27 protein-coding genes and 1 pseudogene are annotated in these 25,715 nt (G+C 66.5%); 20 read left to right on the top strand and 8 right to left on the bottom strand.

Annotated features, from left to right (window positions below; genetic code table 11):
• Nucleotides 1-86: 86 nt before the first annotated feature.
• The 7 genes from CFK21_RS00290 to CFK21_RS00260 form a co-directional block, all read right to left on the bottom strand.
• Nucleotides 87-344 (bottom strand): Rho-binding antiterminator, encoded by a 258-nt coding sequence (locus CFK21_RS00290; protein ID WP_096363603.1) that lies wholly within the window; start codon nucleotides 342-344, stop codon nucleotides 87-89.
• Complete coding sequence (locus tag CFK21_RS00285) at nucleotides 337-537, bottom strand: CPXCG motif-containing cysteine-rich protein (protein WP_096363601.1); 201 nt, start codon at nucleotides 535-537, stop codon at nucleotides 337-339. The genes CFK21_RS00290 and CFK21_RS00285 overlap by 8 nt, the downstream gene beginning before the upstream one ends.
• Nucleotides 524-1,690, bottom strand: coding sequence for a radical SAM family heme chaperone HemW (gene hemW / locus CFK21_RS00280; protein ID WP_096363599.1), 1,167 nt, complete (start codon nucleotides 1,688-1,690; stop codon nucleotides 524-526). The genes CFK21_RS00285 and hemW overlap by 14 nt, the downstream gene beginning before the upstream one ends.
• Before the next feature lie 199 nt (nucleotides 1,691-1,889).
• A complete protein-coding gene (locus CFK21_RS00275) occupies nucleotides 1,890-2,489 on the bottom strand; it encodes an XTP/dITP diphosphatase (protein WP_096363597.1) in 600 nt (199 codons plus the stop codon).
• A complete protein-coding gene (gene rph, locus CFK21_RS00270; RefSeq protein ID WP_096363595.1) occupies nucleotides 2,486-3,205 on the bottom strand; it encodes a ribonuclease PH in 720 nt (239 codons plus the stop codon). Before rph ends, CFK21_RS00275 begins: the two co-directional genes overlap by 4 nt.
• A gap of 50 nt (nucleotides 3,206-3,255) precedes the next feature.
• A complete protein-coding gene (locus CFK21_RS00265; RefSeq protein WP_096363593.1) occupies nucleotides 3,256-4,164 on the bottom strand; it encodes a PP2C family protein-serine/threonine phosphatase in 909 nt (302 codons plus the stop codon).
• Nucleotides 4,165-4,182: 18 nt separating this feature from the next.
• Nucleotides 4,183-5,136 carry a serine/threonine protein kinase gene (locus CFK21_RS00260; RefSeq protein ID WP_231971534.1) on the bottom strand — a complete coding sequence of 318 codons (954 nt, stop codon included), beginning with the start codon at nucleotides 5,134-5,136 and terminating at the stop codon, nucleotides 4,183-4,185.
• Between the two features lie 152 nt (nucleotides 5,137-5,288).
• Between CFK21_RS00260 and CFK21_RS00255 the strand changes: the two genes are divergently transcribed.
• The 11 genes from CFK21_RS00255 to CFK21_RS00205 all read left to right on the top strand — a co-directional run bounded on the left by CFK21_RS00255 (nucleotide 5,289) and on the right by CFK21_RS00205 (nucleotide 16,218).
• A complete protein-coding gene (locus CFK21_RS00255) occupies nucleotides 5,289-6,155 on the top strand; it encodes a YicC/YloC family endoribonuclease (protein ID WP_096363591.1) in 867 nt (288 codons plus the stop codon).
• 312 nt (nucleotides 6,156-6,467) lie between these two features.
• Nucleotides 6,468-7,091, top strand: coding sequence for a guanylate kinase (gene gmk / locus CFK21_RS00250; protein WP_096363589.1), 624 nt, complete (start codon nucleotides 6,468-6,470; stop codon nucleotides 7,089-7,091).
• A gap of 52 nt (nucleotides 7,092-7,143) precedes the next feature.
• Nucleotides 7,144-7,413, top strand: a complete 270-nt coding sequence (gene rpoZ / locus CFK21_RS00245; protein ID WP_096363587.1) for a DNA-directed RNA polymerase subunit omega — start codon at nucleotides 7,144-7,146, stop codon at nucleotides 7,411-7,413.
• Nucleotides 7,414-7,529: 116 nt separating this feature from the next.
• Nucleotides 7,530-9,713, top strand: coding sequence for a bifunctional GTP diphosphokinase/guanosine-3',5'-bis pyrophosphate 3'-pyrophosphohydrolase (gene spoT, locus CFK21_RS00240; RefSeq protein ID WP_096363585.1), 2,184 nt, complete (start codon nucleotides 7,530-7,532; stop codon nucleotides 9,711-9,713).
• A 125-nt stretch (nucleotides 9,714-9,838) separates the two neighbouring features.
• Nucleotides 9,839-10,219, top strand: a complete 381-nt coding sequence (locus CFK21_RS00235) for a RidA family protein (protein ID WP_096363583.1) — start codon at nucleotides 9,839-9,841, stop codon at nucleotides 10,217-10,219.
• A 215-nt stretch (nucleotides 10,220-10,434) separates the two neighbouring features.
• On the top strand, nucleotides 10,435-12,540 hold the full coding sequence (gene recG, locus CFK21_RS00230; RefSeq protein WP_231971617.1) for an ATP-dependent DNA helicase RecG: 2,106 nt from the start codon (nucleotides 10,435-10,437) through the stop codon (nucleotides 12,538-12,540).
• Between the two features lie 70 nt (nucleotides 12,541-12,610).
• Complete coding sequence (locus tag CFK21_RS00225; RefSeq protein ID WP_157745187.1) at nucleotides 12,611-13,177, top strand: chorismate--pyruvate lyase family protein; 567 nt, start codon at nucleotides 12,611-12,613, stop codon at nucleotides 13,175-13,177.
• A 113-nt stretch (nucleotides 13,178-13,290) separates the two neighbouring features.
• Nucleotides 13,291-14,160 carry a 4-hydroxybenzoate octaprenyltransferase gene (ubiA, locus tag CFK21_RS00220; protein ID WP_096363577.1) on the top strand — a complete coding sequence of 290 codons (870 nt, stop codon included), beginning with the start codon at nucleotides 13,291-13,293 and terminating at the stop codon, nucleotides 14,158-14,160.
• A 62-nt stretch (nucleotides 14,161-14,222) separates the two neighbouring features.
• Nucleotides 14,223-14,648, top strand: coding sequence for a group II truncated hemoglobin (locus CFK21_RS00215; protein WP_096363575.1), 426 nt, complete (start codon nucleotides 14,223-14,225; stop codon nucleotides 14,646-14,648).
• Nucleotides 14,648-15,205 (top strand): DUF2062 domain-containing protein, encoded by a 558-nt coding sequence (locus CFK21_RS00210; protein WP_096363573.1) that lies wholly within the window; start codon nucleotides 14,648-14,650, stop codon nucleotides 15,203-15,205. Before CFK21_RS00215 ends, CFK21_RS00210 begins: the two co-directional genes overlap by 1 nt.
• A 185-nt stretch (nucleotides 15,206-15,390) precedes the next feature.
• Nucleotides 15,391-16,218 carry a DUF2189 domain-containing protein gene (locus CFK21_RS00205; RefSeq protein ID WP_096363571.1) on the top strand — a complete coding sequence of 276 codons (828 nt, stop codon included), beginning with the start codon at nucleotides 15,391-15,393 and terminating at the stop codon, nucleotides 16,216-16,218.
• 3 nt (nucleotides 16,219-16,221) lie between these two features.
• Here CFK21_RS00205 and CFK21_RS00200 read toward each other — a convergent pair whose 3' ends face one another.
• Nucleotides 16,222-16,914 (bottom strand): ComF family protein, encoded by a 693-nt coding sequence (locus tag CFK21_RS00200; protein ID WP_096367418.1) that lies wholly within the window; start codon nucleotides 16,912-16,914, stop codon nucleotides 16,222-16,224.
• Nucleotides 16,915-17,001: 87 nt separating this feature from the next.
• Here CFK21_RS00200 and CFK21_RS00195 point away from each other — a divergent pair, with 87 nt between their 5' ends.
• The 9 genes and pseudogenes from CFK21_RS00195 (at nucleotide 17,002) to ctaD (ending at nucleotide 25,688) form a co-directional block, all read left to right on the top strand.
• Nucleotides 17,002-17,397 carry a hypothetical protein gene (locus CFK21_RS00195; protein ID WP_096363569.1) on the top strand — a complete coding sequence of 132 codons (396 nt, stop codon included), beginning with the start codon at nucleotides 17,002-17,004 and terminating at the stop codon, nucleotides 17,395-17,397.
• Nucleotides 17,394-18,371 carry a biotin synthase BioB gene (gene bioB / locus CFK21_RS00190; protein ID WP_096363567.1) on the top strand — a complete coding sequence of 326 codons (978 nt, stop codon included), beginning with the start codon at nucleotides 17,394-17,396 and terminating at the stop codon, nucleotides 18,369-18,371. Before CFK21_RS00195 ends, bioB begins: the two co-directional genes overlap by 4 nt.
• A 14-nt stretch (nucleotides 18,372-18,385) precedes the next feature.
• Nucleotides 18,386-19,540 carry an 8-amino-7-oxononanoate synthase gene (gene bioF, locus CFK21_RS00185; RefSeq protein WP_096363565.1) on the top strand — a complete coding sequence of 385 codons (1,155 nt, stop codon included), beginning with the start codon at nucleotides 18,386-18,388 and terminating at the stop codon, nucleotides 19,538-19,540.
• A 3-nt stretch (nucleotides 19,541-19,543) separates the two neighbouring features.
• A complete protein-coding gene (locus CFK21_RS00180; protein WP_096363563.1) occupies nucleotides 19,544-20,290 on the top strand; it encodes an alpha/beta fold hydrolase in 747 nt (248 codons plus the stop codon).
• A gap of 173 nt (nucleotides 20,291-20,463) precedes the next feature.
• On the top strand, nucleotides 20,464-21,333 hold the full coding sequence (gene bioC / locus CFK21_RS00175; protein WP_096363561.1) for a malonyl-ACP O-methyltransferase BioC: 870 nt from the start codon (nucleotides 20,464-20,466) through the stop codon (nucleotides 21,331-21,333).
• Nucleotides 21,334-21,339: 6 nt separating this feature from the next.
• Nucleotides 21,340-22,017, top strand: a complete 678-nt coding sequence (bioD, locus tag CFK21_RS00170; protein ID WP_096363559.1) for a dethiobiotin synthase — start codon at nucleotides 21,340-21,342, stop codon at nucleotides 22,015-22,017.
• A 343-nt stretch (nucleotides 22,018-22,360) separates the two neighbouring features.
• Nucleotides 22,361-22,900 (top strand): DUF2244 domain-containing protein, encoded by a 540-nt coding sequence (locus CFK21_RS00165; protein ID WP_096363557.1) that lies wholly within the window; start codon nucleotides 22,361-22,363, stop codon nucleotides 22,898-22,900.
• 71 nt (nucleotides 22,901-22,971) lie between these two features.
• Nucleotides 22,972-24,086, top strand: a pseudogene (coxB, locus tag CFK21_RS00160) (cytochrome c oxidase subunit II).
• Between the two features lie 24 nt (nucleotides 24,087-24,110).
• Nucleotides 24,111-25,688 (top strand): cytochrome c oxidase subunit I, encoded by a 1,578-nt coding sequence (ctaD, locus tag CFK21_RS00155; protein WP_096363555.1) that lies wholly within the window; start codon nucleotides 24,111-24,113, stop codon nucleotides 25,686-25,688.
• Nucleotides 25,689-25,715: the final 27 nt, after the last annotated feature.

Below are 25,715 nucleotides of genomic sequence, written 5' to 3'. Positions count from 1 at the left end.
CCCTGGCGCTGCGCGCCGGGCAGCAGAACATGCGTTGCATGCATGCAATTTTCCGTGCTTTCCGTGTATTCCGTGGCGCTCTTTGTTCAGTTCCCTTCCTCCCGCCGCTGCGCCTCGCGGATGCGGTCCAGGCGGATCTCGATGCGCTCGCCGTCACCGCGCTCGGCGATCAGATATTCGGCGTGGTCGCGGGTCTGCAGGTCGCGCGGACGCAGCAACTCGATGTGATCGAGCCCGGAGTTGTCCTGCCAGGTGACCTGCAGGCGCCAGCCGCGCAGGATAGCGAGTTCAAAGTTGCTGTAGAGGCCGCAGTCGATGGGCGTGTAGTGGTCGCCGTTACTCATCGTCACGATGCAGCGTGAGGCTGTAACTCTCGTCCAGCGGATCCAGTTGCAGGCGGTGCTCGATGGGCTTGCAGCACACCGGGCAGTCTTCTATGAAGCGTGCGGAGCCGGCGGACAGGTCAAGCGTAACCTCGATCGGCTCTCCGCAGTAGGGGCAGATGTCGGCGTGCTGTTGCAGGTCAGAGCGCGTCATCGGGAAGCATGTCCGCTAACACATCATTGAGAAATCTGTAACCCGTTGGGGTGGCCCGGATATGCGTGTCCAGTTCCAGCAGCCCGCGTTCGATCAGTGGGTCGAGCGCGGGCGCCAGGTCGGCGAAGGCCAGGCCGGTGCGTGCCGTATAAAGCTCCGGCGTGAACCCCTCCTGTAAGCGTAGCGCATTGAGCAGGAATTCAAACCGCGCGTCGGCCGCGCCCAGTGTCTGGCTGCCGCCGATGCCGGCGGCGGTTCCGGCATGGGCGAGATAGTCGCGCGGGTGTTTGCATTTCCACCGCCTCAGGATGCGCTGTTCGGCGGCGAGTGTGAGCTTGCCGTGGGCGCCGGCACCGATGCCCAGATAATCCCCGAAACGCCAGTAGTTCAGATTGTGCCGGCACAGGTGGCCGCTGCGGGCAAAGGCCGAGACCTCGTATTGAGTATAGCCCCTGCTGGCGAGGCGCCCCCGGCCTGCCTCCTGGATATCCCCCAAAGTGTCATCATCCGGCAGCCGGGGCGGATGGCTGTAGAACCAGGTATTGGGCTCCAGCGTGAGCTGGTACCAGGACAGGTGGGACGGTTCGAGATCCAGCGCCGTGTTCAGATCGGCCAGGGCCTGGTCCGGGCGCTGGTCCGGCAGCCCGAACATGAGGTCGAGGTTGAAATTGTCGAAACCGGCCGCGTGCGCGGCCTCGGCGGCACGGATGGCCTCACGCCGACCGTGGATGCGGCCGAGTTTCTGCAGCTGGTCATCGTCGAAACTCTGGATGCCGATGGACAGTCGATTGATGCCGGCGGAGCGAAAGTCGGCGAAGCGCTGCTGTTCCACCGTGCCGGGGTTGGCCTCCAGGGTGACCTCCAGGTCCGGTTTCAGCGGCAGCCGGCCGCGCAGTTCCGACAGCAGCCGTGCAATGGCCTCGGCGCTGAACAGGCTGGGCGTGCCGCCGCCGATGAAGATGCTCTCCACCGTCCGGCCCCAGACCATGGGCAGGTCCTGGTCCAGATCGCGGATCAGGGCGGCGATGTAGTCGCGCTCGGGCAGCTCGTCACGCAATTCGTGCGAGTTGAAATCGCAGTAGGGACACTTGCGCACACACCAGGGGATATGCACATAGAGCGCGAGCGGCGGCGGGGCGGTGAAATTGAACATGGTGTAGTGTCGGTAACAACTGCACTAACGCAGAGACGCAAAGGCACAAAGTATATTGAGTATAGGGCTGAACACCTTTCGCTGCTGACAAATGATGCAGCCCTGGCTTTTCCGATGCCGCGGGCGCGCAGCGCCGCGGCAACGCATACCCGGATTTACTTTGCGCCTCTGCGTCTCTGCGTTTAGGTGTTTGTGCCGATCAGGCCCGCAATGCTTCCAGCAGCCGCCGCAGGGCCTGGCCGCGGTGGCTGATGGCGTTCTTCTCTGCCGGCGCCAGTTCGGCGGCACTGCAGTCGTGGGTGGGAACGTAGAACAGCGGGTCATAGCCGAAACCGTTCTCGCCCTGCGGGGCGTGCAGGATACGGCCCTCCCAGGTGCCCTGGCAGATCAGGGGGGTGGGGTCGGCCGCGTGGCGCAGGTACACCAGCAGGCACTGGAAGCGGGCGCCGCGTTGATGCTCGGGCGTGTCCTGCAGGGCCGCGAGCAGCTTGTCGCAGTTGTCCGCGTCGCTGGCGCCGGGGCCGGCATAGCGGGCCGAGTAGATGCCGGGGGCGCCGTTGAGGGCGTCGACCTCGATGCCGGAGTCGTCGGCGATGGCCGGCAGACCGGTATGCTCGGCGGCGTTGCGCGCCTTGAGGAGGGCGTTCTCGACGAAGGTCAGCCCGGTCTCGTCGGCCTCGGGGACGCCGAATTCGGACTGCGGCAGCACCTCGATGCCCAGCCCTTCCAGCAGGGCGTTGATCTCGCGCACCTTGCCCGGGTTGCCGCTGGCCAGCACCACGCGTTTCATTCCGCTCATGCCGTGCCCAGGGCCGCTTTCTGGGCCTCGATCAGGCGGAAGATGCCGCCCTCGGCCAGGTTCAGCATGCGCATGAGTTCGTCGCGGCTGAAGGGATGGCCCTCGGCCGTGCCCTGCACCTCGATGAAGTTGCCCTGGTCGTCCATCACCACATTCATGTCGGTCTCGGCGTTGCAGTCCTCGGCATAGTCCAGGTCCAGTACCGGGGTGCCCTGGTAGACGCCGACCGAGACCGAGGCCACCAGGCCGGTGAGCGGGCTCTGCTTCAGTTCGCCGCGATCGAGCAGGTGCTGGATGGCGTCCGCCAGGGCCACATAGCCGCCGGTGATGCTGGCGGTGCGGGTGCCGCCGTCGGCCTGCAGTACGTCGCAGTCGAGGGTCAGGGTGCGTTCGCCCAGCTGCTTCATGTCCACCACGGCCCGCAGCGAACGGCCGATCAGGCGCTGGATCTCCAGGGTGCGCCCGCCCTGTTTGCCGCGGGCGGCCTCACGGCCCATGCGGGAATGGGTCGAGCGCGGCAGCATGCCGTATTCGGCCGTGACCCAGCCCTGGCCCTGGCCGCGCAGCCAGGGCGGTACGCGGGGCTCCAGGCTGGCGTTGCACAGCACCCGGGTGTTGCCGAACTCCACCAGCACCGAGCCCTCGGCGTGCATAGTGTAGTTGCGGGTCAGGCGTACAGGGCGCAGTTCGTCGGGCGCGCGGTGGCTGGGGCGCATGGGAAATCCTTGGTTGTCGTGATCGACCGCAGGGCGGGGAAAGCCCGGGATTATACTGACTGCGAGCGGTCCTGGGCAGGGGCGTCGGTGGGGATTTCATCGGCATAATCGGCCATGGCCTGTTCGATGGCGGCGATGGCGCGGTCGAGGCTGGACAGAGACCCGGTATCGTTCCCGTTTCCGGTCCGTTGCCCGCTCTCCGGTGCCGGTTCGCTGCCGCTGTCTGCGCCCTCCCAGCGCAGGGCCACGGCGGTGACATTGTCGCTGTGCGGATAACTGCGTGCCTCGGCGGTGACGGCCAGGGTCTCCAGGCAGTCGGCAAGATTCTCGCTGGCGGTCAGTGTCTGCAGCTGCGACGGCTCCAGCGGCGACCAGAGGCCGTCCGAGCACAGCAGCAGCACGTCGCCGGGCTGCAGCCAGGCGGTGGGCCCGAGGGTGGGTTCGGGCACAACGGTGGCATCACCCAGGCAGCGGCTGACCTGGTTGCGCAGCCGGTGACTGCGTGCCTGGCGTTCGCTGAGCAGGCCGGCGTCGATCATGTCGGCGAGCGGGGTGTGGTCCCGGGTCTGGAACGCCACCGTGTCCTGGCGCAGCAGGTACAGGCGGCTGTCGCCCACGTGCGCCCAGTGCGCGGTCTCGCCGCTGATCAGGCACACCACGCCGGTGGTCAGCGGCGCGATGGGCGGCCGCTGGGCCTGGCCGACCGCGATGATGGTGCGGTGGGCCGCCGCCAGGGCCTCGGTCAGGAATTCCGCCGGGTCCTGCAGCGGGTCACGCTGGCGGAAGCGGCGGGCCAGACTGTCGACAAAGGCCTGGGCGGCCAGGTCCCCGCGGGCATGACCGCCCATGCCGTCGGCCACGGCCAGCAGGACGCCGTCGCTGTCGGCCAGGACCAGGCTGCGGTCCTGGTTGCTGCTGCGGTTGCCGATCCGGCTGGTCTGTCTGGAGGTGAAGCGCATGGCAGGTACCCTGATCCCTCACCCTTTGGCCCACGGAAGACTGCCGACCAGACGGTCGAAGGTGGATTCCGGCTCCCCGCCTGTCGCCGGCGCCTCCGACTCAGCATAGAAGGCCGGGCGCAGTTGCGCCACGCTCTGCGGCCGCAGTTCGGGATCGACCTCCATGCACCAGTCGATCAACTCCAGCAGGGGGACGGAATAGTCACGGCGGAAACTGGAGGCCGCGCTTTTCAGCGTGTCGCGTTCGTGGCGCTCGCGTGCCGACGGCGGTGGCTTGCCCTCGATGCAGGCGCGCATGGTCGCCCCGAAGGAATAGATATCGGTCCAGGGGCCGACGTAGCCGTTGGACTCGTACTGTTCGATGGGGGAGAAGCCCGGACTGATGACCTGTCCCGGCTGCGTCTGGCGGCTTTGCGGAAAGCCGTGCACGGCGCCGAAGTCCAGCAGCAGCGGATGGCCGCCGGGACGGATGTGGATGTTGCCCGGCTTGATGTCCAGATGCAGCAGGTCCTGGTGGTGGATCACCTCCAGGCCATCGAGCAGGGGCGGGAAGACGGTGCGCAGGAAGCGCTCGCTCAAACGGCCGCGGCGCCGGGTGAGATAGGTCTGCAGGTTTCTGCCGTCGTGGTAGTCCATCACCATGTAGACGGTGCCGTTGGCATTGAAGAAGGTGAAGACGTTGACGATGTTGGGGTGCTTGAGCCGGGCCAGCGCGCCGGCCTCCTGCAGGAACAGCATGCGGCCGCGATTGAAGCGATCCGCCTCGGCCTGGCTGCGCGGGGCCACCTGGCCGTCGCGGGCGCGGCGTGCGAGTTTCGAGGGGATGTATTCCTTGATGATCACCTGGGTGCCGCTGTCGGCGTCGCGGGCCAGGTAGACCAGACTGAAGCCGCCGCCGCCCAGGGTTTTCACGATGTGGTAACGATCGAGCCGGGTGCCGGCAGCCAGGGCCTGCGGAGATTTTTTCAGCACCTGTCGGAATCCGTGTCGGTTGGTGGTGTCGGGGCCTGTCAGTGCCGTGCTGGGGTAGTGTTAACCGGCGCTGGGTTAGTAATATGGTTCGGCAGGTCCGCGCCGGACTTGAGGTGCACGCCCTTTGAGTGCTTGAAATACAAGGAGTTGAGATGATTCGGAGCATGACGGCCTTTGCCCGGCAGGAAGCCGGCGGCGACTGGGGCGCACTGGTCTGCGAACTGCGTTCGGTCAACCATCGCTACCTGGAGCTCAGTCTGCGCCTGCCCGAGGAATTGCGTGGGCTGGAGTCCGGCCTGCGCGAGCGTGCCGCGCAGGGCCTGCGGCGCGGCAAGGTCGAGATCAACCTGCGCTACCGTCCGGGGGACGGCGCGGCCGGCGAACTGGCGCTGGACAGCGGATTGCTGGAGCGCCTGGGCGCAACCCTGCAGGCGGTGGCCGCGGGACTGCCCGACCCGGCCCCGGTCAGCCCGCTGGAGGTGCTGCGCTGGCCCGGCGTGGTGCAGGATCGTCAGCCCGACCTGGCCCCGGTGCAGGCGGCCGCGGTTGAACTGTTCGAGCGCGCCCTGGCCGAACTGGTCGAGACGCGTGCCCGCGAGGGCGCTCAGATCCGGGAACTGCTCAGCACCCGGCTGGACGCCATGCAGCCGCTGCTGGCGTCGGCGCGCGAACGCCTGCCGCAGATACGTGAACGCCTCCGGGACAAGCTCAGGGCCCGGGTCGAGGAGTTGGTCGCGTCCCCGGATCCGGAGCGGCTGGAGCAGGAACTGGTCTACCTGTTCCAGAAACTCGACGTGGATGAGGAACTGGATCGACTCGACGGTCACCTCGACGAGGTGCGCCGGGTGCTGGAGCGCGACGAGCCGGTGGGCAGGCGACTGGACTTCCTGATGCAGGAGCTCAACCGCGAGGCCAACACCCTGGGTTCCAAGTCCGCCGACAGCGAGACGACCAATGTCTCGGTCGAGCTCAAGGTGCTGATCGAGCAGATGCGCGAGCAGGTGCAGAATGTGGAGTGATGTTCTGAACCGCCAGGGCGCCAGGCACGCCAGGAACAGTTTGAGAAACCCCTGATTAATTCGTCATGCCCGCGGAGGCGGGCATCCATGCCCCTGAAACCACTGGATTCCCGCCTTCGCGGGAATGACGGGAAGAGGAATAATCAGAGCTTCCTTAATCAGCATCGCAGGTCGGGTTAGCCCAAAGAGCGTAACCCGACGTACCACCGTGATGTCAGATTGCGCTGCGTTAACCCGGCCTACAGAGCTGATAATGCAAGATTTTTGTAAAATATTAATGTCAACAATTATTTTGTAATAAGGTAGATATTTATGGCACAAGGCAGTCTTTTCATCGTCTCCGCCCCCTCCGGGGCCGGCAAGACCAGTCTGGTGCGGGCCCTGATGGAGCGGATGGACGGTCTGGCCTTCTCGATCTCCCACACCACCCGGGCGATGCGGCCCGGCGAGCAGGACGGGCGCGACTATCACTTCGTCACGGTGGAGACCTTCGAGGCCATGATCGGGCGCGGCGAGTTTCTCGAACACGCCCGGGTGTTCGACAACTACTACGGCACCGCACGCAGTGCGGTCGAGGCCCAGCTGGCCCGCGGCGAGGACGTGTTCCTGGACATCGACTGGCAGGGCGCGCGCCAGGTGCGGGAGCAGCTGCCCCAGGCGCAGAGCATCTTCATCCTGCCGCCCAGCCGGGCGGCGCTGGAGTCCCGACTGCAGGGCCGCGGTCAGGACGGACCCGAGGTCATCGCCCGGCGCATGCGCGATGCCGTCAGCGAGGCCGCGCACTATGATGAATACGACTACCTGATCATCAACGACGACTTCGACGCCGCGCTCGGCGAACTGGGCGCCATTGTCACCGCCGCCCGCCTGCGCCGACCGCGCCAGGCCGGCCGCCATGCCGGCATGATCGCCGACCTGCTGGCACCCGCCGGCTGAATTGGGTAGACTTGCCCGCCTCGCAGCAACGATTCTGAGCAGGAAACTCCTTATGGCACGCATCACGGTGGAAGATTGCCTCGATAATGTCGATAACCGCTTCGAGCTGGTCCTGCTGGCCGCCAAGCGGGCCCGCCAGCTGGCGCGCGGCGCCGAGCCCAAACTGGACTGGGAGAATGACAAGCCCACCGTGATGGCCCTGCGCGAGATCGCCGATTCCCTCGTTCTGCCGAGCAATGTCGACTCCCTGGTCAAGCCGCCGGAAGAGCCTGCCGCCGAGGCCGAGGCAGAAGCCGACGCCCTGCCGCCCGCGACTGAATAACCCCGTTCCAGCCTGTTCCGCCCGGCGTTGTGGGGCGGGTCCCCTTTGGCCTATGATCCGAAGGCCGGTCTGCGCCTGCGCGCTTACCGGTGGGTTCGTATGACAGGTGCCTGTGGATGAGTGAGGAGGCGGGGCAGTCGATGGTGGCCAAGGCCAGGGATACCGACAACGAGCGGTTCCTGATCAGCGATCTGTGCAATCTGCTGGATTCCTACCTGCCCCATGATGCGGTGCAGGAGGTCTACAGTGCCTACCTGTTCGGCGCCGAGGCCCACGAGGGCCAGCACCGGATGTCCGGTGAGCCCTATATCTACCACCCGATCGCCGTGGCCCGGATCCTGGCCGAGATGCACATGGATCACCAGAGCATCGTCGCGGCCATCCTGCACGATGTCATCGAGGACACTCCCACCGCCAAGGAGCAGGTCGAGTCGCGTTTCGGCGCCGAGGTGGCCGAACTGGTCGACGGCGTGAGCAAGCTCACCCAGATCCAGTTCGAATCCAAGGCCGAGCAGCAGGCCGAGAATTTCCGCAAGATGATGCTGGCCATGGTGCGCGACATCCGCGTCATCCTGATCAAGCTCGCCGACCGCCTGCACAACATGCGCACCCTGGGCGTGATGCGCCCGGACAAGCGCCGCCGCATCGCCCGCGAGACCCTGGAGATCTATGCCCCCATCGCCAACCGGCTGGGCATGAACCAGATGCGCCTGGAACTGGAGGACCTGGGCTTTGCCGCCCTGCATCCGATGCGCTCGCGGGTGCTGGAGGAGGCGGTGCGCCGCGCCCGCGGCAATCGCAAGGAGATCCTCAACAAGATCGAGACCGCCATCAAGCGCCGCCTGCGCCAGGAGCACATCGACGGTGAGATCAAGAGCCGCGAGAAGCACCTCTACAGCCTGTACCGCAAAATGCGCGGCAAGGGCGTGTCCTTTGCCGACGTCTCCGACGTCTACGCCTTCCGCATCATCGTCGACAAGCCCGATACCTGCTACCGGGCGCTGGGCATCGTGCACAATCTCTACAAGCCGGTGCCGGGCAAGTTCAAGGACTACATCGCCATCCCCAAGGCCAACGGCTATCAGTCGCTGCACACGGTGCTGTTCGGGCCCTACGGCGTGCCCATCGAGGTACAGATCCGCACCGAGGACATGGATCGGGTGGCCGAGGCCGGCATTGCCGCGCACTGGCTGTACAAGGCCGGCGAGGGCGGCGCCAACAGCGCCCAGCAGCGCGCGCGCGAGTGGCTGCGCGAACTGCTGGAGATGCAGAAGAACGCCGGCAATTCGCTCGAGTTCCTGGAAAACGTCAAGATCGACCTGTTCCCCGACGAGGTCTATGTGTTCACCCCGCAGGGCGAGATCATGGAACTGCCGCGCGGGGCCACCGCGGTGGACTTCGCCTATGCCGTGCATACCGAGGTCGGCAACACCTGCATCGCCGCAAAGATCGACCGCCATCTCTCGCCGCTGCGTACACCGCTGCTCAATGGTCAGACAGTGGAGATCATCACCGCCCCCGGCGCCCACCCCAACCCGGCCTGGCTGAACTTCGTCATCACCGCCAAGGCCCGCTCCAATATCCGCCATCACCTGAAGAACCTGCGCAGCGAGGAAGCGGTCAACCTGGGCCGGCGGCTGCTGGACAAGGCGTTGGCAAGCCTGGGGACCAGCCTGGGCGAACTGCCGCAGGCGCGCATCGAGGCCTTCCTGAGCGACTGCGGGGCGGAGTCCCTGGAGGCGGTGCTCGACGATATCGGTCTGGGCAACCGCTTTCCCATCCTGGTTGCCCGCCAGCTTGCCGGTCGCAGCGAGGAGGTCGAGGCCGGGGCGTCCGGCGACGCCGCGCAGGTGACCACGCCACTGGCCATCAAGGGCACCGAGGGCATGGTGGTCAGTTATGCCAAGTGCTGCCGCCCCATCCCCGGCGATCCCATTATCGGTTTTGTCAGCGCCGGGCGCGGCATCGTCATTCATGTGGAGAGCTGCAAGAACGTTGCCGACTACCGCAATCAGCCGGAGAAATGGATCGACGTCGAGTGGGAGCCCGATGTGGAGGGCGAGTTCCCCGCCGAACTGCGCATCGAGGTGGCCAATCAGCGCGGTGTGCTGGCCACGGTCGCCGCCGTGATCGCCGATATGGGTTCCAATATCGAGAATGTCGGTATCGAGGAGCGCGACGGCATGAACACCACCATGGTATTCACCATTACTGTCAAGAACCGCCGGCATCTGGCCAGCGTGATGCGCCGTATCCGCCACATCAAGCTGGTGCTGCGGCTGTCGCGCGGCCGGGGCTGATGGTGGACGGTCAGTCCGTCATTGCGAGCGAAGCGCGGCAATCTCCTGATGCGCAGGAAAGCCGGTAGAGATTGCCGCGCTTCGCTCGCAATGACGTTCAAACAACCAATGATCAGGAGTCATCCGTGAGTAGAGAAATCATCGCCACCGACAAGGCGCCGCAGGCCATCGGCCCCTATTCCCAGGCCGTCAGATACGGCGACACCGTTTATCTTTCGGGTCAGATCCCGCTGGTGCCGGAGACCATGGAACTGGTCACCGGCGACATGGCCGCCCAGGTGCGCCGGGTGTTCGATAATCTCGGTGCCGTGTGCGAAGCCGCTGGCGGTTCACTCAATGATATCGCCAAGCTCAATATCTTTCTCACGGATCTGTCCCATTTCCCGCTGGTTAATGAGATCATGCAGGAATACTTCAGCGAGCCCTATCCGGCGCGCGCCGCCATCGGCGTGGCCAGCCTGCCCAAGGGGGCGGCGGTGGAAATGGACGCGATCATGGTGGTTTGAGGATTTGAAGATCCAACGCAGAGGCGCGGAGACGCAGAGGACGCAGAGAAATAATTATTGCTTCAGGTGTCTGGCAGGAGCCATTGCGCTGCAGTCTGATCGCAAGCGGCATTGAACAACCGAACCGTAACAAACATTAATACTCTTTGCGTTCTCTGCGCCCTTGCGCCTCTGCGTTGAAAAGTTCTATGAATCAAAAAACGGATACCAAGCGCATGGATGCGCGTACGCATAATGACGAGACGCTGGACCGGGTGCCGGTCACGGCATTGAAGGGCGTAGGCCCGCGGCTGGCGGAGAAGCTCGCGCGGCTGAACATCGCCACGGTCCAGGATGCCCTGTTCCACCTGCCGTTGCGCTACGAGGACCGCACCCGGGTGGTGCCCATCGGGGCGTTGCAGCCGGGCAGGCGCGCGGTTATCGAGGGCGGGATCGATCATGCCGAGATCAAATTCGGCCGCCGGCGCATGCTGCTGGTGCACCTCAGTGACGGCACCGGCGCCCTGATTCTGCGCTTCTTTCACTTCAACGCCGCCCAGCAGGCCGCGCTGGCGCGCGGGATGCGCATCCGCTGCTTCGGCGAGGTGCGCAGCGGACCGGCGCAACTCGAAATGGTACATCCCGAATACCGTCGGGTGGATGCCGACACATCCGATCCGGACGCAGCCAGTCTCACCCCCATCTATCCCTCCACCGAGGGCGTGCATCAGCTCGGACTGCGCAATCTCACCGACCAGGCGCTGGCCTGGCTGGAGGCGTCTCCCGACAGCCTGCCCGACTGGCTGGGCGACAGCGCCACTGCACCCGCCGCGCTGCCCGGGCTGCGCGCGGCGATCCGGCTGGTGCATCGGCCGCCGCCGGAGGTGGATCTGGCTGCGCTGGAACTGGGCGAACACCCGGCCCAGCGGCGGCTGGTGCTGGAAGAGCTCATCGCCCATCACCTGAGCCTGCGGGTGCTGCGCTGGCGGGCGCAGTCCCTGCAGGCGCCGGTGCTGCGCGGCGACGGCCGGCTGCGCCAGGCGTTGCGCGGGCAGCTGGGCTTTCCCCTGACCGCGGCCCAGGAGCGGGTGGTGGCCGAGATCGAGGCCGATCTGGCCCGCGCCCATCCCATGCTGCGGCTGGTGCAGGGCGATGTCGGGTCGGGCAAGACGGTGGTGGCGGCGCTGGCGGCGCTGGCGGCGGTCGAGTCCGGCCTGCAGGTGGCGCTGATGGCGCCCACCGAGCTGCTGGCCGAGCAGCACCTGCGCAACTTCAGCGCCTGGCTCAGCCCGCTGGGACTGGAGCCGGCCTGGTTGTCGGGCCGGCTCAAGGGTGCGGCGCGCCGGGACATGCTGGCGCGCATCCGCGACGGCGAGGCCCGGGTGGTGGTCGGCACCCATGCCCTGTTCCAGGAGGAGGTCGCCTTCGAGCGCCTGGGCCTGGTGATCATCGACGAGCAGCACCGTTTCGGGGTGCACCAGCGCCTGGCCCTGCGCGACAAGGGTGGACAGGAGGCACAGCTGCCGCACCAGCTCACCCTGACCGCCACCCCCATCCCGCGTACCCTGGCGATGGCGGTGTATGCCGACCTGGACACCTCGGTGATCGACGAACTGCCGCCCGGGCGCAAACCGATCAGTACTGTGGTCATTCCCGACAGCCGCCGGCCCGAGGTGGTCGAGCGGGTGCGCCGGGCCTGCGCCGAGGGGCGTCAGGCCTACTGGGTCTGTACCCTGATCGAGGAATCCGAGAGCCTGCAGTGCCAGGCGGCCGAGGAGGCCGCCGCCGAGCTGCGCGAGGCGCTGCCGGAGTTGCGGGTGGGACTTGTCCACGGCCGGCTCAAGGCCGCCGGGAAGGCGGACATCATGCAGCGGTTCAAGGCCGGGGCGCTGGACCTGCTGGTGGCCACCACCGTGATCGAGGTCGGGGTGGACGTGCCCAACGCCTCGCTGATGATCATCGAGAACGCCGAAAGGCTGGGACTGGCCCAGCTGCACCAGCTGCGCGGCCGGGTCGGGCGCGGGGCGGCGGAAAGCCACTGTGTGCTGCTCTACCATACCCCGCTCTCCCGGCAGGGCAGGGAACGCCTGGGGGTGATGCGCGCCACCAGCGACGGCTTCGAGATCGCCCGCAAGGACCTGGAGTTGCGCGGTCCGGGCGAGGTGCTGGGGACGCGCCAGACCGGCATGATGAATCTGCGCATCGCCGACCTGGTGCGCGACGAGGCGCTGCTGCCCGAGGTGGAGCGGCTGGCCGAGCGGCTCAACCGTGACCATCCGGAACTGGTGCCGCGGTTGATCCGCCGCTGGCTGGCCGAGAACGTACGCTACGGCTCGGTCTGACGGTCCGCGTTTGTTCCGGTTGCAGCCATTCATGCGATAATCCCCGGTCTTTGGTCCGAGTCCTGAGATCTTGTCCCACCCGCGTCTGCACAATCATTGGGAAAATCCCTGGCACGCCGGCCGTCGCTGGCGGCGCGCGCAACTCGATCCGGTGTTGCGCGACTGGCTGCTGGACACCTCCTCCCTGACCCGGCGGCTGCAGGCATGTTGTCCCGGCCGCTTCCGGGTACGGCTGGACTGGCAGGGCTGGGCCCGGCCGAGCCTGGACGAGTGCCGGGCGCTGGGCCTGCGCCGGCGCCAGCGGGCCCTGATCCGCGAGGTGCATCTGTTGTGTGACGATCGCCCCTGGGTATTCGCGCGCACAGTGATCCCGCGTGCCAGTCTGCACGGCCGGGGGCGGCGGCTGGCGCACCTGGGCGAACGGCCGCTGGGTGCCGTCCTGTTCGCCGATCCGCGCATGCAGCGCGACGAGGTCGAGATCGCCCGCATCGAGCCCGGTACCGCCCTGCATGCCCATGCCCTGGGCGATGCCGGCCCGGACAGGGATGCCATCTGGGGCCGGCGTTCGGTATTCTGGCTGGGGCGCAAGCCGCTGCTGGTCAGCGAGATTTTTCTCAACCTTCAACACCGGGCGTAGGTTGGGTGAAACCTGGTGCAACCCATCGGTACTGTCCGGGCGATGGGTTGCGGCGCAGGGCGCCTCCACCCATCCTACTGGCCCATGCAACCCTGCGGCTGGAATCAGTGTTTATGCTCGACCGCCTGTACCAGTACTACCTGCTCGCCCGCCTGCACCGGCCCATCGGCACCCTGCTGCTGCTGTGGCCGACCCTGTGGGCGTTGTGGCTGGCCGCGGAGGGATTCCCCGACCCGCTGGTGCTGGCCGTATTCGTTGCCGGTGTGGTGCTGATGCGCTCGGCCGGCTGTGTCATCAACGACTATGCCGACCGGGAGTTCGACCCGCATGTGAAACGCACCCGGGAGCGGCCCATCGCCAGCGGCAAGGTCAGCCCGCGCGAGGCGCTGGCGTTGTTCGCGGTGCTGTGCCTGATCGCCTTTGCCCTGGTGCTGCTGATGAATCCGCTCACCATCAAGCTGGCCTTCGTGGGGGCGGCGCTGGCGGCGATCTATCCCTTCACCAAGCGTTTCACCCATCTGCCGCAGCTGGTGCTGGGCGCGGCCTTCGGCTGGGGCATCCCCATGGCCTTCGCCGCCCAGACCGGCGAACTGCCGCGCCTGGCCTGGCTGCTGTTTCTGGTCAACATCCTCTGGGCCACGGCCTACGATACCCAGTACGCCATGGTCGACCGCGACGATGACCTGAAGATCGGGGTGAAATCCACCGCCATTCTGTTCGGCGAGGCCGACCGGCTGATCATCGCCATGCTGCAGCTGCTGGTGCTGCTGGGCCTGGGGCTGGTCGGCAGCATGGCCCAGCTGGGGCTGTATTATTATCTCGGCCTGGCGGTGGCCGCGGCGCTGGCCCTGTACCAGCAGTATCTGATCCGCGGCCGCGAGCGTGAGGGCTGCTTCCGTGCCTTCCTCAACAACAACTGGTTCGGGGGAGCAGTGTTCGCCGGGCTGGTGCTGGATTACCTGAACCGGTCCTTCGCCGGGTGATGTCGCCGGAACCGCCAGGGCGCCTTGGGGTTCATTTCGATGCTGTGTGACAGGGAGTTGATATGACGGGAAACAACCCCACCGCCTATGAACGCCTCGGCGGCGACGCCGGCGTGCGGGCACTGGTCGAGCGGTTCTACGACGAGATGGACCGCCTGCCCGAGGCGCGCGGCATCCGCGATCTGCATGCGCCGGATCTCGCTGAGGCACGCGAGAAGCTGTACCTGTTCCTGTCCGGCTGGCTGGGCGGACCGCCGCTGTACATCGAGAAATACGGGCATCCGCGCCTGCGCGCCCGCCACCTGCCGTTTCCCATCGGCGAAGCCGAGCGCGACCAGTGGATGCTGTGCATGACCCGCGCCATCGACAGCCTGGGACTGGAGCCGGGCTTTCGCGACCAGTTGGTCGCCACCTTCTTCCAGATGGCCGACCACATGCGCAACCGCTTCGATCCGAAATCCCATCCCTTTCCGCTGGCAGGGGGCTGATGCGTCGCTTCCTGCTCCGTCATCGCCCTTCGGTCAGCCGCCGGCACCCGCTGTGGGGCGAGAACCACCGGCTGCGCGACTGGGTCATCCGCTCGGGCTGTCTGACCTTTCGCCGCGAGCAGGTGGCGCGCGGGGTCGCAGTGGGGCTGCTGGTCGGGTTCACGCCCACGGTCGGGTTCCAGACTCTGCTCATGCTCGGCGGCTGTCTGCTGGTGGGCGGCAACTTCCCCGCTGCCTTCCTGGTCTCCTGGGTCAGCAACCCGCTGACCATGACCCCGCTGTACCTGGCCTTTCACGAATTGGGCGAATACGCCTTCGGCGCCTGGCTGGAACGGGTCATCAGTCATACCGACTGGCTGGGCGAGGCCATGATCGACCTGTCCTGCACCGCGCTGGGCAGTCTGATGGTGGCCATACCCGCCGCGGTGCTGGGCTATCTCGCTACCCTGGGCGGGGCCGAGGTCTGGCAGCGCCGTCGGCATGCCGCCCGTGACCGCCGGCGGCGGGCGCGGCGGGCGCTGCAGCAGCAGGGCGCTGACCCCACCGACCAGACCTGAGCAGCCGCCGACGCCCGGGTTTTCCTGAGCGGGTCGTCGTCGTGCCGATCGAGCTGCGTGTAATCGGGTGATTGCCTGCCGAAGAATCCCCTGAATTTCCCGGCTTGAAATACGGCCCCCGACGAACTAGATAACACGGGAACGGCAGAGGATTCTGAACGCCCGTACGGGCGAAGGAGGCAGGCATGGCCGGACTGCTCAATCGTCTCTACCCCGAGGACATCCGGGAAATTCAGCCGAAGGAGACCCTGGACAGCGATACCCCGCCGATCAACCGCATCGATATGCGCCGGCCCCTCCACTGGCTGGCGCAGGGATGGCAGGATCTGCGCCGTGCCCCGGTGGCGCTGATCGACGGGCTGGTCGTGGCCCTGGTCGGGTTGGTCTCGGTGTGGCTGACCTGGTCCCAACCCTGGCTGAGTTTTTCCCTGGTCACGGGCTTTCTGCTCATCGCGCCGGTGCTGTCGGTGGGGGTCAATGAACTGGCCCGGCGGCTGGATACCGGTGTGGCGCTCGGCCACGCCGCCGGCCTGGATGCGTTGATGCGCCTGGGCTGGCCGCTGTGGCTGTTCGCGGGCCTGTTGATCGTGCTGTTCAATGTCTGGGCCAGCTACATCTGGCTGTGGCTCGGGGTGCTGAACGTCGGCAGTGCCGGGGTGCTGGGCAGTGTCGACCAGATGCTGCTGGCGTTCCTGTCCAGTGCCGCCGGCATCGTGTCCCTGGCCGGCCTGCTGGTGGCCGGGGCAGTGCTGGCGCTGGCGGTGTTCTCGCTCAGCCTGGTGACCCTGCCGGTGCTGCTCGACCGGCACTGCTCGCTGGTCGATGCCATCGCCATCAGTTTCAAGGCGTTCCGGGACAATCCCCGGCCGCTGCTGCTGTGGGCCGCCCTGATCACGGGCCTGTTCGCGCTCTCGGCCCTGACCGCCTTCATTGCCCTGGTGGTGGTCTTCCCCTGGCTGGGCCTGGCCATGTGGCACGGCTACCGGGACCTGGTGGCCTGGGACGACCGCTGACCCTCACGCCCGCGCGCACACCCACACCTGCACCTCCAACGCGCCCCGTGCCTTGAGCGCACGGGCCAGGGCGTCCGCCGTGGCGCCGGTGGTCATGACATCGTCGATGATCGCCACCCGCCGACCGCGCCAGTCTCCCTCCGCCCGGAAGGCGCCGCGCACGTTGGCCCGCCGTGCCCGGGCGGAGAGTTCGGCCTGGGTGTCGGTGCAGCGCAGCCGCCGGCAGCGTCGGCTGTCGAGCGGCAGTTTCAGGCCGTGGGCGGCGAAGCGGGCGATTTCCAGCGACTGATTGAAACCGCGCCGCCACTGGCGGCGCGGATGCAGGGGGACGGGCACAAGCAGGTCGCAGGCGGGCCAGTCCGTGGCGGCCAGATGCAGCAACTGGCCCAGCAGCCGGGCATTGGCCAGGCGGCGGTGGTGTTTGAGATCCAGGATCAGGCGGTCGACCGGGGAGGCGTAGCGGAACAGAGTGAGCGTACGGTCGAAGGCCGGCGGCCGACGTTGGCAGCGCCCGCACACCCATCCGGCATCGCTGGCCAGCGGCTCGGCGCAGCGGCGGCAGGCCGGCCCGGGCCGCGGCAGCTCCGCCCGGCAGCCGGCACACAGGTCAAGCTCGCCGGCCCCGGGTCGATGACACAGGATGCAGGTCGGGGGGAATAGTCGGAATTGTATGAAATTCCACCAGTTGTTAACCATATGGCGTCCCTGCCGGTTGACAATCGGGGTGGGAAAGGCGATGATTCCGGGCCCTTCGATCAATTCAGTATACCGGAATCCAGTCCCATGTCCGAGACCGCGACCACTGCCACTCACCTGGTGACGGCCCGCAGCGCGCGCTTCAGCGCGGCCGCGTTCAATTACGGCAACATCATTTCCCTGCTGGCGCCCTTCCCGCTGATGATCTTCTGGCTGGGGGCGTCCATGTTCGTCTACTGCATGAACCGGCATCACCCGAACGAGAAGGTCGGCCACTACACCCAGCAGGCCGCCTACCGGTTCTACGGTGTGACCGGCTTCTTCGTCGCCGTGGCCATGTTCCTGCCGGTCAATCTGAACTACTACCTCATCGCCTGGGCCGTCGGCGCCGCCATCCTGCTGCCGCTGACCCTGCGCGACCTGGCCCGCATCCGCCGCGAGTCCTGGGAGGACATGGAGATCCTGGCGGAGCCGCAGGAATGAGCGGCCAGCCGGCGTTCGAGGTGGCCGCCGGCGATGGTCTGCGCCACGACTGGCGCCGGGACGAGGTGCTGGCCCTGTTTGCCCGCCCCTTCAATGACCTGATCTTCGAGGCCCAGCAGGTCCATCGTGCGCACTTCGACCCCGGCGAGGTGCAGGTCAGTACCCTGCTGTCCATCAAGACCGGCGCCTGTCCGGAGGATTGCGCCTACTGTCCCCAGAGCGCCCATTATAAGACCGAACTCGAGGTCGAGCGGCTGCTGCCGTTGGAGCAGGTGGTCGAGGCCGCCCGTGCCGCCCGCGCCAGAGGCGCCAGCCGGTTCTGCATGGGCGCGGCCTGGCGGCGGCCGCGCGACAAGGATCTGGAGCCGGTGCTGGACATGATCCGGGCGGTCAAGGCCGAAGGGCTGGAGACCTGCGTGACCCTGGGCATGCTGACCGAGGCCCAGACGGAGCGTCTGAAAGAGGCCGGGCTCGACTACTACAATCACAATCTCGACACCTCGCCGGAGTTCTATGGCGAGATCATCTCCACCCGCACCTATCAGGATCGGCTGGAGACCCTGGGCCACGTCCGCGACGCCGGCATCCACGTCTGCGCCGGCGGCATCGTCGGCATGGGCGAGGACCGGGCCGATCAGGCCGGTCTGCTGCAGGAACTGGCGAATCTGCCGCGCCACCCCGAGAGTGTGCCCATCAACCTGCTGGTCAAGGTCGAAGGCACGCCGCTGAGCGAGGTCGAGGACCTGGATCCCTTCGATTTCGTCCGCAATATTGCCGTGGCCCGCATCCTGATGCCGCAGTCGCATGTGCGCCTTTCCGCCGGCCGCGAGGCCATGAGCGACGAACTGCAGGCGCTGTGCTTCCTGGCCGGCGCCAATTCCATCTTCTACGGCGAGAAGCTGCTGACCACCGGCAACCCGGACGCCGACCACGACCGGCGCCTGTTCGAGCGGCTGGGCCTGCGCCCGGTCTGAGCCGGGCCATCCCGGTGAAGGACCTGCGCACCGCCCTGGAGCAGCGCCGCCGCGACGGTCTCTACCGCAGCCGCCGCCTCGCCGAATCCCCGCAACGGCCCGAACGCCGCATTGACGGCCGCGACTGCCTGAGTTTCTGCAGCAACGACTATCTCGGCCTGGCGGCGCATCCGCAGGTGGTCGCGGCCCTGCAGACCGGGGCGCAGCGCTGGGGCGCCGGCAGCGGCGCGGCCCATCTGCTGGCCGGACACACCGCGGCCCATCATGCCCTGGAAGAAGAACTGGCCGACTTCGTCGGTGCGCCGCGCGCCCTGCTGTTCTCCACCGGCTACATGGCCAACCTCGGGGTAATGGCCGCGCTGCCCAGACGGGCCGGCCGGCTGTTCCAGGACCGGCTCAATCATGCCTCCCTGCTCGACGGGGCACGCATCAGCGGTGCCCGGCTGGTGCGCTATGCCCATCTCGACATGCAGGATCTGCAGCGGCGCCTGGCCATGGCCCCGGCAGGGGAGCGGCTGATCGCCAGCGACGGCGTCTTCAGCATGGACGGCGACTGTGCGCCGGTCGAGGCGCTGGCCGCGCTGGCCACGGAGCACGCGGCCGGGCTGTTGCTCGACGATGCCCACGGCCTGGGGGTGCTCGGTCCGCAGGGGCGCGGCACCCTGGCGCAGGCCGGACTGACGCCCGACGCTGACATCATGCTGATGGGCACGCTGGGCAAGGCGCTGGGCACCTTCGGGGCCTTTGTCGCCGGCAGCGAGGCGCTGATCGAGACCCTGATCCAGCAGGCGCGCAGCTATGTCTACACCACCGCGCCGCCGGCGGCCGTGGCCGAGGCGACCCGGGCCGCGCTGCAGCTGTGCCGTGACGAGAATTGGCGTCGTGAACATCTGCAGAGCCTGGTTGCGCGGTTCCGCGCCGGCGCGGCCGAGCTGGATCTGGTGCTGATGGAATCGTCCACGCCGATTCAGCCGCTGTTGATCGGTGAGACCCGCGCCGCGACCCGGATGAGCGAGGCGCTGGAGGCCGCCGGCATCCTGGTGCCGGCCATCCGTCCGCCGACCGTGCCGGAGGGTGAGGCGCGATTGCGGATCAGTTTCTCCGCCGCGCACACCCAGGCCGATGTGGACCGGCTGCTGGAGGCGCTCGGCTCGGTAATGAGACGTTAGGCGATGCATCTGGAGATCGAGGGCGTCGGGCCGGATCTGGTGCTGCTGCACGGCTGGGGGCTGCGGCTGGAGGTGTGGGATGGCCTGGTCGGTTCCCTGCGTGAGCGCTTCAGGGTGATCCGGGCGGATCTGCCCGGGCATGGCCGCAGTCGCGATGCGACGCAGCTGGACGCCGATGCGCTGATCCCGGAGCTGGAGGCGGTACTGGAGCCGCCGGCGTGCTGGGTCGGCTGGTCGCTGGGCGGGCTGCTGGCGCTGCAACTCTGTGCACTGCGCCCGGCCTGGTTTGTCCGGCTGGGCCTGGTGGGCTGCAACCCCTGTTTCGTGCAGCGTCCGGACTGGCCGGGGATGGCGCCGGAGGTGTTCGAGGCGTTTGTCGCCGGCGTGCGCGGTGACCCCGGCGCGACCTGGAAACGGTTTCTCGCGCTGGTTGCCCAGGGGGACGGCCAGCGCGAGGTCCTGCGCAGCCTGCGCCGGACGGCGGGCGAGTTCCCGCCGGCGACCGACGCTCTGGTGCAGGGGCTCGAACTGCTGGCGCACACGGACGCACGCCCGACGACCGCCGGCTGTTGTGTGCCGGTGCACTGGCTGCTGGGGACGGCGGATGCGCTGGTGCCGGCAGCGACGGCGGACGGCCTGGCCGGCCTGACCGGGGCGGAGTCGGTGACGCGGATCGAGGGCGCCGGCCATGCGCCGTTCCTGTCGCATCCAAAAATATTCAATCAATGGTTAGGGCGGCTGGCGAAATGATGCGCACAGGGATTCCGGGATTCGCGCGACAGATACGCATTGAATGATGGACGAGACACCACAACTCCGTAGGTCGGGTTAGCGCAGCGTAACCCGACACAGACGGCGGCAACGTCGGGTTACGCCCTGTGGGCTGACCCGACCTACGAAGGTTGTGTACAGAAACCGATTTGATGGATAAACCGCAGCAACAACTGGACAAGCGCCAGGTCCGCATCGCCTTCAACCGGGCGGCGGACAGTTATGACGGCGTCGCGGTCCTGCAGCGCGAGGTCGGCGAGCGGTTGCTCGAGCGGCTGGAACTGATCCGGCTGGAACCGCAGTGGGCGTTGGATCTCGGCGCCGGCACCGGGCAGATCACCCGCGGGCTGCTCAAGCGTTACCGCGGCAGCCGGGTGGTGGCACTGGACCTGGCCGAGGCCATGCTGACGCATACCCGCCGCAGCGCCGGCTGGTGGCGGCGGCCGCGGCTGGTCTGCGCCGACGCCGAGCAGCTGCCGCTGGCCGATGCCTCGGTGGATCTGCTGGTCTCCAATCTCACCCTGCAATGGTGCAACAGCCTGGAACAGACCTTCGCCGAGTTCCGCCGGGTGCTGCGTCCCGGCGGAGCGCTGTTCTTCACCACCTTCGGCCCTGACACCCTGCGCGAGCTGCGCGAGAGCTGGGCCGAGGTCGACGGGCATTCGCATACCAATCGTTTCATTGATCTGCATGACATCGGTGATGCGCTGGTACGGGCCGGGCTGGCCGAGCCGGTGATGGACATGGAAATGCTGACCCTGACCTACCGCGAACTGCCCACGCTGGTGCGGGAGATCAAGGAACTGGGTGCGCACAATGTCACCCGGGGGCGGGCGCGCAGCCTCACCGGCCGGGCGCGCTGGCGAGCCTTCGAACAGGCGTATGAGTCGCGCCGTCGCGACGGCGTTCTGCCGCTGAGCTACGAGGTCATCTACGGTCATGCCTGGGCGCCGACCGGGGTGCGGCAGCAGCGCAGCGGTGACGAGGTGCGGGTGCCGCTCGATATGCTGAAGGGGCGCTGAGACCGGATGGGTCGGATACTTTTCGTCACCGGCACCGATACCGGCTGCGGCAAGACCTTTGCCGGCACCGCGTTGATTCATGCCCTGCGTGCCCGGGGTCGGCAGGTGCTGGCAATGAAGCCGGTCGCCTCCGGCTGCGAGATGACGCCGGACGGTCTGCGCAACAGCGATGCGCTGGCGCTGCAGTCGGCGGCGTCCACGCTGCTGTCCTACGACCGGGTCAATCCCTGTGCCTTTGCACCCGCCATCGCACCGCACATCGCCGCTGCCCGGGCCGGGGTGCGGATCCCGCTGCCGGACATCATTGCCACGGCCCGGGAGCTGGCCGCCCAGTGCGACGTACTGGTGGTCGAGGGGGTGGGCGGCTGGCGTGTGCCGCTGACCGACGCGGAAGAGGTCGCCGATCTGGCGCGGCAGCTGCAGGCCGGGGTCATACTGGTGGTGGGGCTGCGCCTGGGTTGCATCAATCATGCCCTGCTGACCGCCCAGGCGATCGAGGCCGACGCGCTTCCGCTGCTGGGCTGGATCGCGAACCGGATCGATCCGGGCATGGACCAGCCCGAGGCGAATCTCGCCACGCTGGCGGCGCGACTCGGTGCGCCCTGCCTGGGATGCCTGCCGCATTACGCCGAAACCGTCGATCCGCGGGCAGCGGCCGAGCACCTGAATCCTTCCTCCCTGTAATCGATCGCACCCGTCGAGCCTTGCCTCAACGCGGCGGTCCAATGCGAGTTATGTCAGTCTGCCTTACAGATACTGTTAGGTATGTCGACGGGGCGACGTGATGCGCAATAAACTCCCTTTATCGTATGCGGAAAGAACAGCCAGATGTTTCATCCGGGCGCCGCAATATTAGCGAAGAGCTAATATTATAAATTTATAATAGTTTGTGTATAGGTTTTACAATAGCCTGTTATCGCAAAGTTTTATAACGCTGTTGGAGCGAGTTTGCTTGCGCCGTGCAGGTGCATCGGGTAGCATCCGGAACAGGTGAAATAACACAGTCTGTGCGTCAAAACACAGGCGGATGCAACTAATACATTATATAAAGCAGGCTGCATTCCAAGAGGGCGAGGTGGTAGCAGCGCAGTGTGACGCCAATCTGGCGGAGTGTTATGTCCTGATCCGGCCCAACTGTTCATTGACGTGGCGGGGGTCGGTACTCGTCTTCTGCGGCATCTTCCTGGTCTCGATGAGTATAGCCCTGGGCTTCTGGAGTCAGGGGCTGTGGCTGGTTCTGCCCTTCGCCGGCCTGGAGATGCTGATGCTGGCCGCCGGGCTGTATCTCGGGGCATTGCGGACGAGCGAGCGCGAGGTGATCCGGATCGAGGGGGATACGGTCGCCATCGAGCGCGGCCGTCGCCGTTGCCGGGAGATCATCCGCTTTCCCCGCGGCTGGGCCCGGGTGGAGTTGGCGCGCGCCGCCCGGCCCGGGTACCCCAGCCGGCTGCTGATCCGCAGTCACGGTCAGGCCCAGGAGGTCGGGCACTGTCTGAACGATCAGGAACGCGATCGGCTGGCGACGGATCTGCGCGACTGGATCCATCCAGGTCCGGCACCGGCCTGAGTGCTGAGAATCAGAATCACACAAGAAACAATGCATCTGGACCAAAGGAGAGAAGGGGCATGTCAGCGAGTATGAAACTGAGGGGGCGTCGGCTGCTTGCCGGGGCTGGCCTGATGGCGGCCGCCGGCAGCGCGACGGCGGAATGGGGGTTGAATCTGCCTGTCGGTGTGAGCCCGATCGCCAACGAGGCCTACAGCCTGCACATGCTGATTCTGTGGATCTGCGTCGCCATCGGCGTGGTGGTGTTCGGGGTGATGTTCTATTCCATCATCAAGCACCGCAAGAGCAAAGGCGCGGTCGCGGCCCAGTTCCATGAAAGCACGACCATCGAGATCCTCTGGACCATCATCCCCTTCCTGATCCTGGTCGGCATGGCCTTCCCGGCCACCAAGGCGCTGATCGCCATGGAGGACACCAGCAACTCCGATGTGAGCATCAAGGTCACCGGGTATCAGTGGAAGTGGCAGTACGAGTATCTGGACGAGGGCATCGGCTTCTTCAGTACCCTGTCCACGCCCAGGGACGAGATCTTCAACAAGGCCGCCAAAAACGAGCACTATCTGCTGGAAGTGGATAATCCGGTCGTGGTGCCGGTGGACAGCAAGGTCCGCCTGCTGATCACCGCCAGCGATGTGATCCACGCCTGGTGGGTGCCGGAACTCGGCATGAAGAAGGACGCCATCCCCGGCTTCGTCAACGAGATGTGGTTCCGCATCGACGAGCCCGGCGTCTACCGCGGCCAGTGCGCCGAGTTGTGCGGCAAGGACCACGGCTTCATGCCCATCGTGGTGGTGGCCAAGGAGCAGGCCGAGTATGACCAGTGGGTGGCTGAGCAGAAGCAGGGCCAGGTGGCCGTGGCCGCTGAATCCGAGCGTGAATGGACGCGCGATGAGTTGATGACCCGGGGCGAGGAGGTCTACACCTCCAACTGCGTGGCCTGCCACATGGCGAACGGCGAGGGACTCCCCGGGGCCTTCCCCTCGCTCAAGGGCGGCGCTATCACCACCGGCCCGGTCGCCGGCCATATCGATATCGTACTCAACGGCTCTGCCGGCACCGCCATGGCCGCCTTCGGGGGCAGCTCAGCGATGCCGATCTCGCGGCAGTGGTTACCTATGAGCGAAACGCCTGGGGCAATGATACCGGCGATGTGGTGCAACCGGCCGATATCAAGGCGGCGCGCTAACGGATTCCGAGGAGGAGAGAGCAGATGACTACCGCAACCGCACACGAGGCACACGACGATCACGGGCCGGCCCGGGGTCTGTCGCGCTGGCTGTTCACCACCAATCACAAGGATATCGGCACCCTCTACCTGCTGTTCTCGCTGCTGATGTTCTTCATCGGCGGTGCCATGGCCATGGCCATCCGCGCCGAGCTGTTCGAGCCGGGGCTGCAGTTCGTTAACCCCATGTTCTTCAACTCCCTGACCACCATGCATGCGCTGGTCATGATCTTCGGCGCGGTCATGCCGGCCTTCGTCGGCCTGGCCAACTGGCTGATCCCGATGATGATCGGAGCGCCCGACATGGCGCTGCCGCGCATGAACAACTGGTCGTTCTGGATCCTGCCCTTCGCCTTCACCCTGCTGCTGTCGACCTTCTTCATGGAGGGCGGCGCGCCGGCCGGCGGCTGGACCATCTATCCGCCGCTGGTGCTGCAGACCGGAGACGCGTTTCCGTTCCTGATCTTCGCCATCCACCTCATGGGCATCTCCTCCATCATGGGTGCGATCAACGTGGTGGTGACGATCCTCAACATGCGTGCACCCGGCATGACCATGATGAAGATGCCGCTGTTCGTCTGGACCTGGCTGATCACCGCTTATCTGCTGATCGCGGTGATGCCGGTGCTGGCAGGCGCGGTGACCATGCTGCTGACCGACAAGTACTTCGGTACCAGCTTCTTCACCGCGGCCGGCGGTGGCGATCCGGTCATGTTCCAGCACATCTTCTGGTTCTTCGGGCATCCCGAGGTCTACATCATGATCCTGCCGGCCTTCGGCATCGTCTCGCAGATCATCCCGACCTTCGCCCGCAAGCCGCTGTTCGGCTACAGTTCGATGGTCTACGCCACGGCTTCCATCGCCTTCCTGTCGTTCATCGTGTGGGCGCACCACATGTTCACGGTGGGCATGCCGCTGGCCGGTGAGTTGTTCTTCATGTATGCCACCATGCTGATCGCCGTGCCCACGGGCGTGAAGGTGTTCAACTGGGTCTCCACCATGTGGCGTGGCTCCATGACCTTCGAGACGCCGATGCTGTTCGCACTGGGCTTCGTGGTCATGTTCACCATCGGCGGCTTCTCCGGCCTGATGCTGGCCATCGCGCCGGTGGACTTCCAGTACCACGATACCTACTTCGTGGTGGCGCACTTCCACTATGTGCTGGTGACCGGCGCCGTGTTCGCCATCATGGCCGGCGCCTATTACTGGCTGCCCAAGTGGACCGGCAACATGTACAACGAGACGCTCGGCAAATGGCATTTCTGGCTGTCGACCATCTCGGTCAATGTGCTGTTCTTCCCGCAGCACTTCCTGGGCCTGGCCGGTATGCCGCGCCGCATCCCGGACTACTCCATCCAGTTCGCCGAGTTCAATATGATCTCCTCGCTCGGCGGCTTCGCCTTCGGTCTGAGCCAGCTGCTGTTCGCCTATATCGTGATCAGTACCATCCGCGGTGGCGCCAAGGCGACCGACAAGGTATGGGACAACCCCGAGGGCCTGGAGTGGACGCTGTCCTCGCCGCCGCCCTATCACAGCTTCACGACGGCGCCCGAGGTCAAGTAAGGCAGGGCCGGCGCGGACAGAGGTGTC

Origin of the sequence: Thiohalobacter thiocyanaticus (assembly GCF_002356355.1) — a bacterium.
GTDB lineage: Bacteria > Pseudomonadota > Gammaproteobacteria > Thiohalobacterales > Thiohalobacteraceae > Thiohalobacter > Thiohalobacter thiocyanaticus_A.
This window is presented reverse-complemented; position numbering and strand designations above follow the sequence as displayed.